14 protein-coding genes are annotated in these 16,047 nt (G+C 64.1%); 6 read left to right on the top strand and 8 right to left on the bottom strand.

Going from position 1 to position 16,047, the window contains the following annotated elements:
• The first annotated feature begins 89 nt into the window (after positions 1–89).
• Positions 90–1,706: an NADP-dependent glyceraldehyde-3-phosphate dehydrogenase gene (locus ACP7E3_RS06015; RefSeq protein ID WP_017848074.1), complete on the top strand. Its 1,617-nt coding sequence runs from the start codon at positions 90–92 to the stop codon at positions 1,704–1,706.
• A gap of 23 nt (positions 1,707–1,729) precedes the next feature.
• Positions 1,730–2,791 carry an FUSC family protein gene (locus ACP7E3_RS06020; protein WP_057004491.1) on the top strand — a complete coding sequence of 354 codons (1,062 nt, stop codon included), beginning with the start codon at positions 1,730–1,732 and terminating at the stop codon, positions 2,789–2,791.
• A 168-nt stretch (positions 2,792–2,959) separates the two neighbouring features.
• Here the strand turns inward: ACP7E3_RS06020 and ACP7E3_RS06025 are convergent, their stop codons facing one another.
• A complete protein-coding gene (locus ACP7E3_RS06025; protein WP_017848076.1) occupies positions 2,960–3,712 on the bottom strand; it encodes a TetR/AcrR family transcriptional regulator in 753 nt (250 codons plus the stop codon).
• A 356-nt stretch (positions 3,713–4,068) separates the two neighbouring features.
• Between ACP7E3_RS06025 and ACP7E3_RS06030 the strand changes: the two genes are divergently transcribed.
• The 4 genes from ACP7E3_RS06030 to ACP7E3_RS06045 are packed head-to-tail and all read left to right on the top strand — an operon-like array spanning position 4,069 to position 8,689.
• The gene (locus ACP7E3_RS06030; RefSeq protein WP_017848077.1) at positions 4,069–4,776 is read left to right on the top strand and encodes an ABC transporter ATP-binding protein; all 708 of its coding nucleotides are present in this window, start codon (positions 4,069–4,071) and stop codon (positions 4,774–4,776) included.
• A complete protein-coding gene (locus ACP7E3_RS06035) occupies positions 4,773–5,972 on the top strand; it encodes an ABC transporter permease (RefSeq protein WP_426122557.1) in 1,200 nt (399 codons plus the stop codon). Before ACP7E3_RS06030 ends, ACP7E3_RS06035 begins: the two co-directional genes overlap by 4 nt.
• Complete coding sequence (locus ACP7E3_RS06040) at positions 5,965–7,446, top strand: TolC family protein (RefSeq protein ID WP_426122559.1); 1,482 nt, start codon at positions 5,965–5,967, stop codon at positions 7,444–7,446. The genes ACP7E3_RS06035 and ACP7E3_RS06040 overlap by 8 nt, the downstream gene beginning before the upstream one ends.
• Positions 7,436–8,689, top strand: a complete 1,254-nt coding sequence (locus ACP7E3_RS06045; protein WP_108525099.1) for an efflux RND transporter periplasmic adaptor subunit — start codon at positions 7,436–7,438, stop codon at positions 8,687–8,689. The genes ACP7E3_RS06040 and ACP7E3_RS06045 overlap by 11 nt, the downstream gene beginning before the upstream one ends.
• A 22-nt stretch (positions 8,690–8,711) precedes the next feature.
• Here ACP7E3_RS06045 and ACP7E3_RS06050 read toward each other — a convergent pair whose 3' ends face one another.
• From ACP7E3_RS06050 to ACP7E3_RS06080, 7 genes are read right to left on the bottom strand one after another with little or no spacing between them, the layout of a single operon-like run.
• Positions 8,712–10,106 carry an FAD/NAD(P)-binding protein gene (locus ACP7E3_RS06050; RefSeq protein WP_426122561.1) on the bottom strand — a complete coding sequence of 465 codons (1,395 nt, stop codon included), beginning with the start codon at positions 10,104–10,106 and terminating at the stop codon, positions 8,712–8,714.
• Positions 10,107–10,118: 12 nt separating this feature from the next.
• On the bottom strand, positions 10,119–10,886 hold the full coding sequence (locus ACP7E3_RS06055; RefSeq protein WP_079444200.1) for an ABC transporter ATP-binding protein: 768 nt from the start codon (positions 10,884–10,886) through the stop codon (positions 10,119–10,121).
• A gap of 3 nt (positions 10,887–10,889) precedes the next feature.
• Positions 10,890–12,230, bottom strand: a complete 1,341-nt coding sequence (locus ACP7E3_RS06060; protein WP_046382892.1) for an ABC transporter substrate-binding protein — start codon at positions 12,228–12,230, stop codon at positions 10,890–10,892.
• A gap of 17 nt (positions 12,231–12,247) precedes the next feature.
• Complete coding sequence (locus tag ACP7E3_RS06065; protein WP_108525093.1) at positions 12,248–13,297, bottom strand: branched-chain amino acid ABC transporter permease; 1,050 nt, start codon at positions 13,295–13,297, stop codon at positions 12,248–12,250.
• A gap of 4 nt (positions 13,298–13,301) precedes the next feature.
• On the bottom strand, positions 13,302–14,183 hold the full coding sequence (locus ACP7E3_RS06070; protein ID WP_079444202.1) for a branched-chain amino acid ABC transporter permease: 882 nt from the start codon (positions 14,181–14,183) through the stop codon (positions 13,302–13,304).
• The gene (locus ACP7E3_RS06075) at positions 14,183–14,953 is read right to left on the bottom strand and encodes an ABC transporter ATP-binding protein (RefSeq protein ID WP_426122564.1); all 771 of its coding nucleotides are present in this window, start codon (positions 14,951–14,953) and stop codon (positions 14,183–14,185) included. The genes ACP7E3_RS06070 and ACP7E3_RS06075 overlap by 1 nt, the downstream gene beginning before the upstream one ends.
• Positions 14,950–15,861, bottom strand: coding sequence for an AMP-binding protein (locus tag ACP7E3_RS06080; RefSeq protein ID WP_046382888.1), 912 nt, complete (start codon positions 15,859–15,861; stop codon positions 14,950–14,952). Before ACP7E3_RS06080 ends, ACP7E3_RS06075 begins: the two co-directional genes overlap by 4 nt.
• Between the last annotated feature and the right edge of the window lie 186 nt (positions 15,862–16,047).

Genomic DNA, 16,047 nt, shown 5'->3' on the forward strand with positions numbered 1-16,047 from the left:
GCGTACAAGAAAGCGCGCAAGCCTTGCCACAGAACCCGTTGTTGGGTGACTCTCTAGTCATGTTTTGCAACTATTTCAGGGGTAGCGACATGACCACCGATAACCTGCTCGCCCAGCTGTTTCCTTCCTGCGCCGCCGATATTCCCGAGCAATTCCGCCTGGGAGCGCCCATCGAACAGCGCGATTACCTGGTCGACGGCCAGTTGCGGGTGTGGAACGGCCCCTTGGCCCAAGTCCTCAGCCCGGTGCAACTGGGCGACGAACGCGTACAAATCGGCAGCACGCCGCTGCTGGATGCCGACACCGCCCTCAGCGCCCTCGACGCCGCCGTGCGCGCCTATGACCGCGGCCAGGGGGAATGGCCGACGATGCGCGTGGTCGACCGCATCCGCCACGTCGAAGCGTTCTTGCGGCGCATGCGCGAACAGCGTGATGCGGTGGTCAAGCTGCTGATGTGGGAAATCGGCAAGAACCTCAAGGACTCGCAGAAAGAGTTCGACCGCACTTGCGACTACATCACCGACACCATCAATGCCCTCAAGGAACTCGACCGCCGCAGCAGCCGCTTCGAGCTGGAACAGGACACCCTCGGCCAGATCCGCCGCGTACCGATGGGCGTGGCGCTGTGCATGGGGCCGTACAACTACCCGCTGAACGAGACGTTTACCACGCTGATCCCGGCGCTGATCATGGGCAATACCGTGGTGTTCAAGCCGGCCAAGCTCGGCGTGCTGTTGATCCGCCCGCTGCTGGAGGCATTCCGCGACAGCTTCCCGGCCGGGGTGATCAACGTGATCTATGGCAGCGGCCGCGAAACCGTCAGCGCGCTGATGGCCAGCGGCAAGATCGATATTTTCGCGTTCATCGGCACCAACAAGGCCGCCAGCGACCTGAAAAAACTGCACCCGCGCCCGCACCGCCTGCGCGCAGCCCTGGGCCTGGACGCGAAAAACCCTGGCATCGTGCTGCCCCAGGTCGACCTGGACAACGCCGTCAGCGAAGCGGTCACCGGCTCGCTGTCGTTCAACGGCCAGCGCTGCACCGCGTTGAAAATCCTGTTTGTGCATGAAGACGTGGTCGACAGTTTCATCCAGAAATTCAACGCCAAGTTGGCGACCTTGAAGCCCGGCATGCCGTGGGACGACGGCGTGGCGCTGACGCCGCTGCCGGAAGTGGGCAAGGTCGATTACCTCAAGGCACTGGTGGCCGATGCAGCCCAACACGGCGCCCGCGTGATGAATGCCCATGGCGGCGTCAGTCGCGGTTCGTTCTTCTACCCGGCGGTGCTGTACCCGGTCAACCCGCAGATGCGCGTGTACCACGAGGAACAGTTCGGCCCGGTGGTGCCGATCGTGCCCTACCGTGACCTGGAGACAGTGATCGATTACGTACTGGAATCGGATTTCGGCCAGCAACTGAGCCTGTTCGGCACCGACCCGGCCGAAATCGGACGGCTGGTGGACACCTTCGCCAATCAGGTCGGCCGCATCAATATCAACGCCCAGTGCCAGCGCGGCCCGGACACCTTCCCCTTCAACGGCCGCAAGAACTCGGCCGAAGGCACACTGTCGGTACATGACGCCTTGCGTGTGTTCTCGATCCGCACCCTGGTGGCGACCAAGTTCCAGGACAGCAACAAGGCACTGCTCAGCGAGATCCTGCACAACCGCAACTCGAGCTTCTTGACCACTGACTACATTTTCTAGAGGACGCCTCGCCGTTGATTAACCTGCACTTGCCTGTATTTGCCCGGCGCCTGCTGCGCCCGCTGCTCGACCCTTACCGCCGCTATCGCCATGCCAAGCTGATCCACGCCGTGCGCGTGTCCATCGGCTTGCTGGCGACGATCCTGCTGACCACCGGCATCAACCTGCCCCACGGCGAGTGGGCGTCGGTGACCATGCTGGTGGTGATCGGCGGCCTGCAGCACCACGGCAATATCGGCAAGAAAGCCATGGAACGCGCCTACGGCACACTGATCGGCGCCAGCGTCGGCTTGCTGCTGGTGGTGCAGGAGACGTATGTGGGGCAGCCGCTGCTGACCTACTTGTTGATGTCGGTGGTGTGCGGGTTCTTCTCCTATCACGCCATCGGCAAGGGCGGATACACCGCCTTGTTGTCGGCGATCACCGTGTTTATCGTCGCCGGGCATGGCGACAATCCGCTATCGGACGGGTTGTGGCGCACGGTCGATATCCTGATCGGTATTGCGTTGGCCCTGGCGTTTTCCTTCGCCTTGCCGCTGTATGCCGTGTACTCCTGGCGCTACAACCTGGCCAGTGCCTTGCGCGACTGTGCCGCGATCTATAACCGCATCATCAGCGGTCAATCGGTCACTGATGACGAACACCTCAAACTGCTCAGCCGCGTGAATACAGCGATGCTGCAACTGCGTTCGTTGATGCCTTCGGTGTCCAAGGAGGTACGGATCTCCATGACCCAGCTGGACACGATCCAGCGGCATTTGCGCATGTGCATCAGCACCCTGGAGATTCTGGGCAACACCCGGCCAGACCCTCGCGACGAACAGGCAATGGCGCGGATGCAGGTAATGTTGAAGGGCGAGCATCGGCAGATTCGCGTGCAATTGGTGGGCATGGCGCGCGCGCTGAGGTCGGGCGTGACACCACGGTTGGAGCGGCCGAGCCAGGCCACGGCTACCGAGCCGACATTGGATGCGCCGGTCTACAGTGCGTTGGATGGGTATCGGTTGCTGACCGTGCAATTGGCGGCAAATGTGGATGAGATGCGCCAGCAGTTGGCCAAAAGTGCTGGCCGCTGGAAGATCTGAACCTGAGGGCATTTAGCGCGTTTACCTGCGCCAACACATTCACACTTCTTCTTACATATTTTTCACGACTTATTCACATCGCGGGACGTAGGGTGAAGCCTCATCCGTTACAAACGTTGCACATCAAGCCCGCCGCCCCAGCGGGCTTTTTTTTGTCCCGGATTCGAGCTAGCGCGCCACCTTGCCGGCGGGCGCGGACGCTTGCTCGCGAATGGCGCGCTGGGTATCGAGCACCTTGGCCAACGCCACTTGCGCCTCGGGGCTTTGCTGCGGCACGCGAATCGCCGCCGAGACCAGCGTGATCAACTTGGCCATTACTTCGGCATCCGTGGCCGGGCGGCCCAGGCTCATGGAGTTCATCAGCAGGCGCAGTTCGGTGCCGGCCATCACACCGGAAATCGCCTTGAGGGCAAATTGCAGGCGTACCCCCAGTTCGTTGCGCGGCAAGTCCGGCAAGGCCAGGGCGAAGGCTTCGAAGAAGCGCTGGAACACCGGCTGGTAATGGACCTTGAGGTATTCCTGGATAAACGGCGAGGTGTCGCTGTAGACCCGCCCCAGGAAACGAATGAACGAACGCCCTTCCCCACTCGCCGGGTCGCTGCGCTCCAGGCCCATGGCCGGGGCGAACAGCACGCCGAGCAGCGTGTCGCAATCGAGGGGGCCGTCGGATTCGGCTTCGCAGCGTGCCAGCAGTTCCAGGCGCTGCTCGTTGAGCGGCTCCAGGCGCTGCATCAGCAGGGTTTTCATCAGGGCGTCCTTGTCCCCGAAGTGATAGTTCACCGCAGCCAGGTTCACCTGGGCACGCTCGGTAATCTGCCGCAACAAAACAGCGTCATACCCGTATTTGATGAAGAGAGCCTCTGTCGCATCCAGCAATCGAGTCTTGGTAACGTTTGGAGAACTGACTTTCTTCACGACCATAAAAGTTCCACGCGGGAAATATTGTTTTAAAAATAAATTTGATTTTTTATACCGGGGCCACCGCTCGAAAGCAAGTAGTGACACTGCGCCATATCAGCGCAAGCCTTGGCAGACGGGCCCGTCGAGGCTGACCAAAGGATTTTTGCGCGGTGGGTTTTGCCCCCGGTGCATTTATTTCAAAGGGTAAAAACCCTCTACAACGATGGCTGGCGGAGCCGGTTGAACGCGGTTAGTATTCAAAGAATATTTTAAAAACAAGAAATCAAACCAGTCCGTGACGTGTCCCAGGCAGCTCCCGAACTTGTTACAAATTTTTACCGGGGCAGCACGGCAGCGTCGAGACTGCAGGCGTAGTCATGATGACAGATACCCCCGCGCACCCAGGCTTGATCTCCCTGCAAGGCATCGGCAAACGCTATCAGCTCGCCGGACAGCACCTGTCCATCCTCAATGATGTGTGCCTGTCCATCGCCCGCGGTGACAGCTGCGGCATCCTCGGCGCCTCCGGCTCCGGCAAAAGTACCCTGCTCAACATCCTCGGCCTGCTGGACCTGCCCAACTGCGGCCAGTACCGCTTTGCCGGCCACGACATTTTCAGCGCCAGCCCGGATGAACTGGCGGCGATCCGCAACCAGCAGATCGGCTTCGTGTTCCAGAGTTTCAACCTGCTGCCGCGCCTCAGCGCATTGGACAATGTCGCCCTGCCCCTGAGTTATCGCGGCGTGTCACGCCACGAGTCGGTGGAGCAGGCCCTGCGCATGCTCGAACAAGTCGGCCTGGCCGAGCGCGCGCACCATCGCCCCGCCGACCTCTCCGGCGGCCAGCGCCAACGTGTGGCGATTGCGCGGGCGCTGGTGGGCAAGCCCTCGGTCATCCTGGCCGACGAACCCACCGGCAACCTCGACAGCAGCACCGCCCAGGACATCATGGACCTGCTCCTGGCGCTGAACCGCGAGCAGCAGGTCACGCTGATCATCGTCACCCACGACGCACACATCGCCGAACGCCTGGAGCGCAAGATCCTGGTGCGCAACGGCGTGGTGCATGAGGCCGGGCGCCCATGAGCCTGCGGGTCGAGCAGAGCCTGAGCCAATTGCTGCATGAAGCGTTCGTCAGCCTGCGCACCCTGGGCAAGCGCTCGATCCTCGCGCTGCTGGGCATCGTGATCGGCAGTTCGTCGGTGGTGGCGCTGATCAATATCGGGCATAACGCGGCGGTGGATGCCGCGCTGATTTTCAAGGACATGGGCACCGACACCCTGGTCGCGCAGTTTCCTCCCAAAGCCGACAGCAGCGCACCGATGCGTGCCCGCCTCGACCTCGACGCCGTGCGCCAGGCCGTGCCCGGGATCGCGCACATCGGCGCGCTGAGCCTGTTCAGCGGCCCCATCGTGTTCCAGGGCCGCAGCGTCAACGCCAACTTCGTCGGCAGCACAGCGGATATCCCCGCGGCTCTGCGCCTGGCGCTGCGCGAGGGGCGCTTCCTGTCGGCGTTCGATGCCAACGAAACCTACGGCGTGATCGGCGACCAGATCGCCCAGGCCCTTGGCGCCCCCGGCGCGCCGTTAAAGCTGGGCGACCGCGTGCGTATCAACGACTACCTGTTCCAGGTGGTCGGCATCCTGCACCACCAGCCCCGGGCGATGCTGATGCCGGTGCAGGCCAACGAATCGCTGTTCATTCCCGCCGACGGCATGCGCCGCATCTACGCCAGCCCGCAAATCGGCAACGTGATCATCCGCGCCGCGCCGGGCCAGGACATGGAACGCATCGCCCGGGACGCCGCCGCCGCGCTGCAACGCCAATTGACCGAGCACAGCGTCGACATCACGGTGCCCCAGCAAATGATCGACGGCATGACCCGGCAGAGCCGCACCTTCGCCTACCTGCTGCTGGCCCTGGGCGCGATCTCGCTGGTGGGCGGCGGTGTCGGGGTGATGAACGTGATGCTGATGAACGTCTCCGAACGCCGCCGCGAGATCGGCATTCGCATGGCGCTCGGCGCACGCCAGCGGGATATCCGCAACCTGTTCCTGCTCGAAGCCATCACCCTCACCGCCGTCGGCGCGCTGTGCGGCGCGGTGCTCGGCATGACCGCCGCGTGGCTCTACGCCTGGCTGTCGGGCTGGGCCTTCGCCCTGGCGGTCGCCGCCCTGCCCCTGGGGGTGGGCAGCACCTTGCTGGTGGGGTTGTTCTTCGGCATTTACCCGGCGGTCTCGGCCTCACGGTTGCAGCCGGTGGAGGCGTTGCGCGATGAATAAACGCCTGCTGCTGCTCCTGGCGCTGATCAGCCTGCCGAGTGTCGCCGCCGATATGCTGATCCGGCCCACGGCGCCCAGCACCACGCGCAGCGGCTATGATCGCGGCGTCTCGCTGAATGCCCAGCTCACCGCCATCACCCTGGGCGACGCGGTGTACCTGGGCCTGCGCAACAATCCGGCGATTCGCAGCGCCTACCTGCAGCGGGTCGCGCAGAAATTCGACCTGCGCGTGGCCGAAGACGTGTTCAACCCCAAGCTCACCCTCAACAGCTATTACCGCAGCTCCCGCGGTTCCGCCGACAATGCACGCAATACCAACGTGGCCCCTGCCACCAGCCTGCTGGGCGAGTACGGCACGCGCCTGAGCATGGCCTGGACCCAGCAACTGAATAACGCCAACCGGGCCGGTCGCTACCGCAGCGACGGCCTCGACCTGGCGCTCATCCAACCGCTGATGCGCGGCGCCGGCTGGGACGCGACCACCGCGCCGTTGCGCCTGTCGCGCCTGTCGGAACAGGCCAACCGCCTGAACCTCAAGGCCACCGTGGCACAAACCATCAGCCAGATCATCGCCACCTACCGCGAGTTGCTGCGCGCCCAGGAGCAACTGAGCATCGTCCAGGACGCGCTGAAACGCGCCAACACCTTGCTGGAAGTCAACAAGGCGCTGATCAGCGCCGGGCGCATGGCCGAGTTCGAGATCGTGCAGACCGAAGCCGATATCGCCACCCAGCAACTGGGCGTGGAAGAAGCGCAGAACCAACTCGACACCAGCCGCCTGACCTTGCTGCGCCTGCTGGCCCTCGACCTGTCGACGCCGATCCGCGCCACCGAAGCCCTGGAGGCCAAGCCCATGCAGATCGACAAACGCGAGGCCTTCAACCTGGCGCAGAACCAGCAACCGGAATACCTCGCCACCCTGCTCGGCAGCCAGCAGGCCGACCTCAACCTGGTGATCGCCAAAGACTCCGGGCGCTGGCAAGTGGACCTGGTGGCCGGGGCGAACCAGATACGCAACAACTACGACAACGACACCGGCAGCGGCAACAACCGCAGTTGGGACAGCTACGCCGGGGTGCAGGTGCAAATCCCCATCGGCGACATCAGCACGCGCCAGGCCGAAGTGCGCGCGCGGGTGAATGTGGAGGATCAGGCCATCCGCATCACCGACGCCCGCCAGGAGCTGGAACGCAGCGTGAACAACGTGGTGCGCGACCTCGGCACGCGCTGGCGCCAGTACGAAATCTCCCAGCGCGCCGTGGAATTGTCGCGGCGCAAGATCGAGATCGAACGCGAAAAACTCAGCGCCGGGCGCTCCACCAACTTCCAGGTGCTGAGTTTCGAGACCGACCTGCGCAACGCCGAAAACACGCAGCTCAATGCGCTGATCGCTTACTTGAACGCCCAGACCCAGCTCGATCTGACCCTGGGCATGACGCTGGAAAGCTGGGAAATCGCCCTCAATGACTACTAACCAAAAACGCCTGCTGGCGGCTGGATTGATCGTGCTGCTGGCGGCCGCCGGCGTTGCGGTGCAAAGCCATCGCAGCGCCGCCGACCCGATCCTCCCGACCGAACAGTGGCTGGCGGTGACGCCTGGCGCGCTGGTGCATCAGATCGGCCTGGTGGGCAAGATCGAGCCCGACACCACCCTCACCCTCACCGCGCCGTTCGACGGCAATGTGCAGGCCAACCTGGTGGAACAAGGCCAACGCGTCGACGCCGGGCAAGTGTTGCTGCGCATGGACCCGGCCCTGCTCGAAGTGCAACTGCGCGATGCACTCTCCGCGCAACTCAAGGCCCGGCGCACCGTGCAGGAAATGCAAGACTGGGACAGCAGCCCCACCGTCAGCCGTGCACGCCGCAGCCTGCGCACCGCGCAAATGAGCGCCGACAACACCCAGCGCAAACTCACCGAAAGTGAAAACCTGTTTCAGCGTGGCATCATCCCGCGCAACGAACTGGACGACCTCAAGCAACAGACCCAGCAGCAACAACTGGACCTGATCGCCGCACGCGATGAACTGCAACAGGCACTGGAGCAAGGCAAGGGCGAATACCGACAGATCGCCGAGATGGAGCTGACCAATGCCACGGTGAAGTACGACGCGCTCTACCGACAGCTCGAAGACAAGGAGGTCAAGGCGCCCTTCTCCGGCATCGTGGTGCCCGCCCCCGGAAGCAGCAACGCGGCAGCAGGCGCGGGCAACACCAACGCCCCGGTGCAGGCCGGCAGCAAGGTCAGCCAGGGCCAGGTGCTGTTCGGCCTGGCCAATATCGAACGGCTGAAAATCGTCGCCAGGGTCTCCGAGCTGGACATCAACCAACTGCACCAGGGCCAGGCGGTGGAAGTGATGGGCGATGGCTTCGACGGCGAACGGTTGAGCGGCTCGGTGAGTGTGGTCAGCGGTTTGGCGATTGCCGGCGAGACCCAGGGCAGCGCGCAGTTCCCGGTAACCCTGTCGATCCCCAGGCTGACCCCGCAGCAATTGCAGCGGGTACGACTGGGGATGAGTGCGCGACTGACCATCGTCACTTACAACAACGCGCAGGCGATCGTGATTCCGAGCCAGGCGATCCAGCCGGACATGACCGTCGAATATCGGCCGACGATGGACCAGCCGGTGGAACGCGTGACCGTGACCACCGGGCAATCGACGCCGCAGGGTGTCGAGGTATTTGGCCTAAAACCCGGTTTTGTGAAAACCCCTAGGTAGAGGAAGTTGCCCCCTCCCACCTTTAGATCGTTGTCAGCTTCAACGCCAGCGCCTTGGCCTGAAGCGCCACATCGGTCACTGCCGTGCTCTCCCACCACATCCCGCGCAGCGGCGGGCCCATGGCGAACAAGCGCCGGCTGGCCTGGCCCTGGGCATCCAGCACCGCCCCCGAGGCATCCGCTGCGATCCCCAACGCCAGCGGCCCGGGCTGGATCAACCCGCGCTTGAGCAACTGCTGGGGCAACGGCCGGGCTACCCGGCGCCAGTCGTATTCGATGCCACTGGAATTGATCAGTGCCGCGCCCGCAACCTGGGTGATCGCTTGCTCGCCACGGTAACGCAAGCGGATGCTCACGCCGTTGACCGCAGGCACCAAGCCCTTGAACGACGCCGCGCGAATGCGCAGGCGCCCTTCCTCATGCAGGCGCGCCACCAACTGCGCACTCAGCGGCGGCGAACGGTGGTGATGACTTTCCCACCACGGCCGCACATGCCGCACGAACTGGCGCTTCTCGCGCTCGCTGGCCTGGCTCCACAAACGGCCGATATGCGCGCGCACGGTGTCCAGCGGCGCCTGCCAATCGATGCCCTGCGCCGTCGCGATGCGACACTGCCGACGCACCTCGCGCAGCAACTGCCGAGGGCTGCGCAGGCGGTGGTCGGCGGCGAGAAAATCGTCCCAGCCCGGTGGCTGTCGACGCACATGGGGCAGCAGACCGTGGCGCGAGAACACCTCGATCGGGCCCCGGTGCCCAGCCTGTTCCAGGGACACCACGGCGTCGACCATGGTCAGCCCGGAACCGATAATCAGCACCGTCGCACGCGGGTCGAGTTGGCTCATGGCCTGCACGTCCCACGGGTCGACTGCGGCGGCGTTCAAACCGCTGGATTCGGTCTGCGGCGTGCGCGCCGCCGGGAACATGCCGGTCGCCAACACCGCCTGGGCACCGCGCAATTGCTGGCCGTTATCCAGGGTCAGCAGCGTCGAGGCGGAGTCCACTTGCAAGTCGACCACTTCGGCGCGGACATGCTCGACGGTAGACGTCGACAGCGCCTTGGCCTCGGCCAAGCGTTGCTGCGCGTACAACCCGAACATCCCGCGCGGCGGGAACAGCTCGCTGATCGGCACATGCTGCTGGTCCGACTCCGGCCAGCCGCCGGCGCCGATGTAGTCGGTGAGCCATTGGGTCAGGTCGTCGGCGTTGTCCGGGTCGACACTCATGCGCGCCGCATTGCCGTTCAAGGTATGGCCCAGCTCGACCGCACTGTAGGCCTCGCCGCGGCCAAGTTCGGCGCGCGGTTCGATCACCAGGATCTGCCGCGAGCCGGGCAGGCGCAGCAGTTGCACGGCCAGCATCGTACCGCTCAGGCCGCCACCGATGATCAGGACATCGGCGTTGCGGATGGATTCAGTCATGCCTGTTCGCCTTTACTGTTTACCCAGATAGATGTCATGCAAATCGCCCCGCGCCAACAGTTCAGCGGCGCTGCCGCTCAAGACCACGCGGCCAGTATCCAGCACGTAGCCCTGGGACGCATAGTTGAGCGCGACGTTGATGTTCTGCTCGGCGATCAGGAAGCTCACCTGCTGCTCGCGGTTGAGCTGCGCGACGATCTCGAATATCTCCTGCACGATCATAGGCGCCAAACCCATGGACGGCTCGTCGAGCAGTACCAAAGTAGGACGGGTCATCAACGCCCGGCCGATGGCGACCATCTGCTGCTCGCCGCCGGAGGTGAGGCCGGCGCGGGTGTGACGCTTGGTCTTGAGCCTGGGGAACCAGGCGTAGATGCGTTCCAGATCGGCCTCCATGGCCCGGCGGCTCAGGCGACGCACGAAGCCGCCGCTGCGCAGGTTGTCTTCCACCGTGAGCTGGCCGAACACATGGCGACCTTCGAGTACATGCACCATGCCCTGGCGCACCCGTTGGCTGGGGTCGACGCCGGCCAGGTCATGGCCGGCGTATTCGATCACGCCACGGCTGACTTCGGCACGCTCGGCGCGCACCAGCCCGGAGATCGCCTTGAGCGTGGTGCTCTTGCCGGCGCCATTGGCGCCGAGCAAGGCGACGATCGCGCCCTTGGGCACGCTCAGCGACACCCCGGCCACGGCGAGGATCGCGCCGTCGTAGATCACTTCGATGTCGTTGACCGTCAGCAGCGCGGCGTGTGCGGATTCACTGGCAGGTAGGCTCATGGTTTATTCATCTCCGGTGCAGGTGCGTGGCGTCAGGCCTTTTTCCTTGGCGAACGCGGCGGACTTTTCGTCGATCAGCGGGCGCAACAGCGCGCGGTCGGCGGCGATCCAGTCGCTGACCAGCGTCCAGTTGGCGCCGTCCCACTGCTGCACCCGCGCCGAGCCGCCACCTTCGTGGTCACGGCACGACAACTTGAGGTTCTGCATCAGGCCCAGGTATCCCATGGCCTTGAGGCGCGCGTCGTCGATATTCAGGTGCTCCAGGCCCCAGCGGCCTTCTTCGCCATTGAGCGGGCGCTGGCCGAATTTGGCCTGGGCGGTGCGGATCGCTTCCACCGCCACGGCGGCGTTCACCAGGCCTGAGTTGTAGTAGACGCTGCCGAAGTTTTTCAGGTCCTTGAGGTCGCTGTGGCCCTTGTCGAGGACGTATTGCTTGAGGCGCTTGTGGATCTCGAAATCGGCGCCGGCCGGGTATGGGGTGAGCGCCAGGTAGCCTTTGGCAGCAGTGCCGGCAGGCAATACGTCTTCGCTGGAACTGGCCCAGATATCGCCGATGATATGGTCGACCGGGAAGCCAAAGCGTGCCGCGGTTTTCACCGCGACCGGCGTGGACACGCCCCACGTGCGCAGGAACACCCAGTCCGGGTTGGCCTGGCGCACCTGGCGCCATTGCGCGGACTGTTCGTTGCCCGGGTCGGCCACCGGAATCTGGATATTCTCGAAGCCGTACTGCTCGGCGAGCAGCTTCAGCGGGCCAAGGGTTTCGCGACCGTAGGCCGAGTCGTGGTAGACCGTGGCGATCTTTTTGCCTTTGAGTTTGTCGAAACCGCCTTCGCGCTGGGCGATGTAGTTCACCAGGCTCGACGCCTCGCTGTAGAAGGTCAGCATCACCGGGAAGTTGTAAGGGAACACGGTGCCGTCGGTGGCTTCGGTGCGGCCGTAACCGAGGGTGATCAACGGGATCTTGTCCACCTCGGCGCGCTCGCTCAGGGCGTAGGCCGCCGGTGCGCCATTAGGCTGGTAGACCGCGACCGGCGCGCCATCCAGGCCGTTCTTGAAGCGCTCGTAGCACTCGATGCCCTTCTCTGCCGTCCATTCGGTCTCGCATTCCTGCCACACCAGTTTTACGCCATTGATGCCGCCTTCGACCTCGTTGATATAACGCAGGTAGTCGATCATCCCGGCCCACACCTGCACGCCGCTGGAGGCATAGGCGCCGACGCGGTAGGTGGCCAACGGAAAGAACTGCTGGTCGGCCGAAGCCACGGCCTGGGGCACTGCAGCGGCCAGGGTGGCCAGCGCGAAGGCGGCGCCGGCCAGGGAACGTTTCAAGGATGCACGCATGGGAGTTCTCATAGAGGTCAAAACCGTAGGGGCCACTGACGCAGCCGATCGCGAAAGTTGTGCAACAGGCGAATCAAGCCCTCGGGTTCCTTGATCAGGAACACGATGATCAGCACGCCAAAGATGATTTTCTGCAGGTTCTGCAATTGCCCCGCATCCACCGAACCGCCGAACAGCGCCTGCCCGGCATGGCTGAGGAAGATCGGCAGCAAGCTGATAAACGCCGCGCCGACGAAGTTGCCGGCGATGCTGCCCATGCCACCGATAATGATGATGAACAGAATCTGGAACGAGCGATTGATATCGAAGCTGCTCGCGCTGGCCGTGCCCAGGTAGGCAAAGGCCCACAGCGCGCCGGCGATGCCCAGGTAGAACGAGCTGACCGCAAACGCCAGGCGCTTGTAGCGCACCACCGGGATGCCGACCACGGCGGCGGCGGTGTCCATGTCGCGGATCGCCATCCAGTTGCGCCCCACCTGGCTGCGCACCAGGTTGACGGCGGTCCAGGTCAACAGCAGCACGGTCAGCAACGTCAGCCAGTAACGGCCCAGCGGCGTGTTGAGGTCATAACCGAGCAACGCCAGCTTCGGCGCGGAGATGGTGCCGGACGAGCCGTAGTTGTAGAACCAGGGGAATTTGACGAACAGCCACTCGAGGAAAAACTGCGCGGCCAGGGTGGTGACCATCAGGTAGAAGCCCTTGATCCGCGAGCTGGGCAGGCCGAACAGCAAACCGACCAGCGCGCTGATAATGCCGCCGCCGAGCAACGCCACCGGCAAGCCCAGCTCCGGCAGGCGCAGCAGAAAGCCGTAGGTGGCAAACGCACCGACCGCCATGAAGCCGGCCGCGCCCACCGAGGTCTGCCCGGTGTAGCCGGTCAACAGGTTCAGGCCCAGCCCGGCCAGGGACAGCACCAGGAACGGGATCAGGATCGCATTGAGCCAATAATCATTGCCCCACAGCGGCACTACGACAAACGCCAGCGCCAACAGGCCGAGCAGGCCCCAGGGCACACGCCGCTGAATCAGCCGCAATGGCGCGGTTTCTTGCACAACAGGGATCGACATGGTTTCAGACTCGCTCGATGGCACGCTCGCCGAACAGGCCGGCGGGGCGGATATACAGGAAGGCCAGGGCCAGGGCGTAGGCGAACCACGGCGTGATGCCGCCGCCGAGCAGTGGGCCGATATACACCTCGGCAAGGTTCTCCGCCGCGCCGACAATCAGCCCGCCGACAATCGCCCCGCCAATCGAGGTAAAGCCGCCGATGATCAACACCGGCAAGGCCTTGAGCACCACCAGCGACAATGAAAACTGCACGCCCTGACGCGCGCCCCACAGCAGCCCGGCCACCAGCCCGACGGTCCCGGCCACCGCCCAGACGATCTGCCAGATACGGTTGAGGTTGATGCCGATGGACAGCGCCGCCGTGGTGTCATCCGCCACGGCGCGCAACGACACGCCGATGCGGGTCTTGTTGAACAGCAGCGCCAGCACCGTCACCAGCACCACCGCGGCTGCGGCGGCGATCAGGTCGAACTGGCTGAGCATCAGCGGCCCGACGAACAGCGGCACGTCGTCGATGCCCAAGTCCAGCGCACGCACCTGCGAGCCCATCAAGCCCTGGGCCAGGCCCTCGACAATGAACGACAAGCCCAGGGTGGCCATGAACAGGGTGATCTGCGAACGGTTCACCAGCGGGCGCAGAACCAGGCGTTCGATGAGCAAGGCGCCGACGATCATCACCACCACCGTCAGCAACAGCGCCAGGGCAAACGGCACGCCCTGCTCGTGCAGGCTGACGAAGGTCAGGGCGGCAAACAGCAGCATCGAGCCCTGGGCGAAATTGAACACGCCGCTGGCCTTGTAGATCAGCACGAAGCCGATGGCGACCAGCGAGTACAGGGTTCCGGCGAGCAGGCCGCCGAGCAGGGTTTCGAAAAAGAACGTCATCAGTGGACCACTCCCAGGTACGCCGCGATCACGTCGGGGTTGGCCTGCACTTGCGCGGGTGTGCCGTCGCCGACCTTGCGCCCGTAGTCGAGCACCACCACATGGTCGGACAGGCCCATGACCACGCCCATGTCGTGTTCGATCAACACCACGGTGGTGCCGAGGTCGCGGTTCACATCGGCGACAAAGCGCGCCATTTCCTGTTTCTCCTCGGCGTTCATCCCAGCCATGGGCTCATCCAGCAGGAGCAGGCTGGGCCCGGCGATCAGCGCCCGGCCCAGTTCCACGCGTTTCTGCAGGCCGTAGGACAAGTTGCCGACCGCCACATCACGGTGGGCCTGCAACTCAAGAAACTCGAGAATGCCCTGGGCACGCCGGCGGAACGCCTCGGCCTCGCGCCGTGCGCGGGGCAAGCCGAGGGCCTGTTCGATAAAGCGGGTGCTCATATGCCGCGACAGGCCGGTGAGGATGTTGTCGAGCACGCTCATCTTTTTGAACAGCGCGTTGTTCTGGAAGGTCCGCCCAATGCCGCGACGCGCGGCGCCCAAGGGGTCGATACGGTGGAAGTGCTGCTGCTCGAACACGATCTCGCCGGCATCGAAGCGATACACGCCGTTGAGCACATTGAGCAGCGAACTCTTGCCGGCGCCGTTGGGGCCGATCAGCGCGCAGATTTCGCCGCGCTGGACATCGAAGGACAGCGCGTTGATCGCCTTGACCCCGTTGAACGACAGCGAGATATCCCGCACCTGGAGAATGGCTTGACTCATGCGATGTCCCGTTTGAATTCAGCCAGCCACACCGGCTCGACAACGGACTTGCCCGTGCTGGGTGGCTGCCAGATAGAGGCCAGGCGTTGAAAGCCCAGCAGTTTACGCACGCGGTTTTTCAGCAGACGGCGCAGGCCGCTGTGCGGCTGGGCGATGGCCCACTCACACAGGCGTCGGCGCCAGGTGCCGTGGGGCGCCAGGCGGCTTTCGATGTCGTCGGCCAAGTGCTGCAGGCGCGCAGGTGACAACAGCAAGCCGGTGGGCGCGGCTTCGCCGCGATCACGCCGGGCCGATGCCAGGCTTTCCGGGAAGGCCAGGCCGTGACCGCTGTTCAGCCATTGCGCCAGCAGTACCGCCAGGCCGCCTTGCCAGTGAGTGCCCTCCTCGCTCCACAGCACGCTCTCGCCGGCCGGCTGCCACCAGCGGCTGAGGTGCCGGGCCGGGTCGGTCGCACCAAGCACTTGGGCGAAATCCACCAGGTTGGCCGACTGCCAGTGCCGCTGCTGCTGACGCCCCTGCACGTAGGAATGGCTCGGGCGAATGCGCCAGAGTTGTTGGCGCAGCGCCTCGGGCTCCAAGTCATCGGCCAGGGTCAGTACCTGGCCGCCGACCGATTGGGCGGCCAGCGCCAGCAATAACAGGTTGGGCTCGAAAGCCCCGCTGAGCGCCAGTTGCGATTGTTCACTGAACCCGTGCTGGCGCAGGCCATCGGCCAGGCGCTCGACATCGCGCAACACATCGATCCAGCGCCAGGCGTACCACTGGCCCTGGCGCTTGTGGCGCAGGGCGGTGTGCAGCGGCGTGATCTGTGCCCAATGGCGCAGTTGTTCCAGGGCCGTGGGCAACTGACCGAGCAACTCGGCCGGCCATTCCAGAGCCGGCGGAGGTTTGAGTACATGCACGCTCATAGGGGTGATGCTCCTATTGGGTGGGTAAGCGTGCGGTGGTCCGCTGGCTGAATGAGGATTGAACGGAAAGTCGATAGCGTTGATATAAAGACTAAGCAGGAACCATGCCGATATAAAACGCCGTATAACCCAGGCGTTCATCAACAGTTATGAAGCTGACACAGCACAAAGTGCTTCTTCGCTGTT

The organism is Pseudomonas sp. PSPC2-3, assembly GCF_049898265.1.
GTDB lineage: Bacteria > Pseudomonadota > Gammaproteobacteria > Pseudomonadales > Pseudomonadaceae > Aquipseudomonas > Aquipseudomonas veronii.

Coding starts and splice junctions, on each gene's coding strand:
- ACP7E3_RS06015 (WP_017848074.1), top strand. CDS start 90: ATGACCACCGATAACCTGCTCGCCCAGCTGTTTCCTTCCTGCGCCGCC.
- ACP7E3_RS06025 (WP_017848076.1), bottom strand. CDS start 3,712: ATGGTCGTGAAGAAAGTCAGTTCTCCAAACGTTACCAAGACTCGATTG.
- ACP7E3_RS06030 (WP_017848077.1), top strand. CDS start 4,069: ATGATGACAGATACCCCCGCGCACCCAGGCTTGATCTCCCTGCAAGGC.
- ACP7E3_RS06035 (WP_426122557.1), top strand. CDS start 4,773: ATGAGCCTGCGGGTCGAGCAGAGCCTGAGCCAATTGCTGCATGAAGCG.
- ACP7E3_RS06040 (WP_426122559.1), top strand. CDS start 5,965: ATGAATAAACGCCTGCTGCTGCTCCTGGCGCTGATCAGCCTGCCGAGT.
- ACP7E3_RS06045 (WP_108525099.1), top strand. CDS start 7,436: ATGACTACTAACCAAAAACGCCTGCTGGCGGCTGGATTGATCGTGCTG.
- ACP7E3_RS06050 (WP_426122561.1), bottom strand. CDS start 10,106: ATGACTGAATCCATCCGCAACGCCGATGTCCTGATCATCGGTGGCGGC.
- ACP7E3_RS06055 (WP_079444200.1), bottom strand. CDS start 10,886: ATGAGCCTACCTGCCAGTGAATCCGCACACGCCGCGCTGCTGACGGTC.
- ACP7E3_RS06060 (WP_046382892.1), bottom strand. CDS start 12,230: ATGCGTGCATCCTTGAAACGTTCCCTGGCCGGCGCCGCCTTCGCGCTG.
- ACP7E3_RS06065 (WP_108525093.1), bottom strand. CDS start 13,297: ATGTCGATCCCTGTTGTGCAAGAAACCGCGCCATTGCGGCTGATTCAG.
- ACP7E3_RS06070 (WP_079444202.1), bottom strand. CDS start 14,183: ATGACGTTCTTTTTCGAAACCCTGCTCGGCGGCCTGCTCGCCGGAACC.
- ACP7E3_RS06075 (WP_426122564.1), bottom strand. CDS start 14,953: ATGAGTCAAGCCATTCTCCAGGTGCGGGATATCTCGCTGTCGTTCAAC.
- ACP7E3_RS06080 (WP_046382888.1), bottom strand. CDS start 15,861: ATGAGCGTGCATGTACTCAAACCTCCGCCGGCTCTGGAATGGCCGGCC.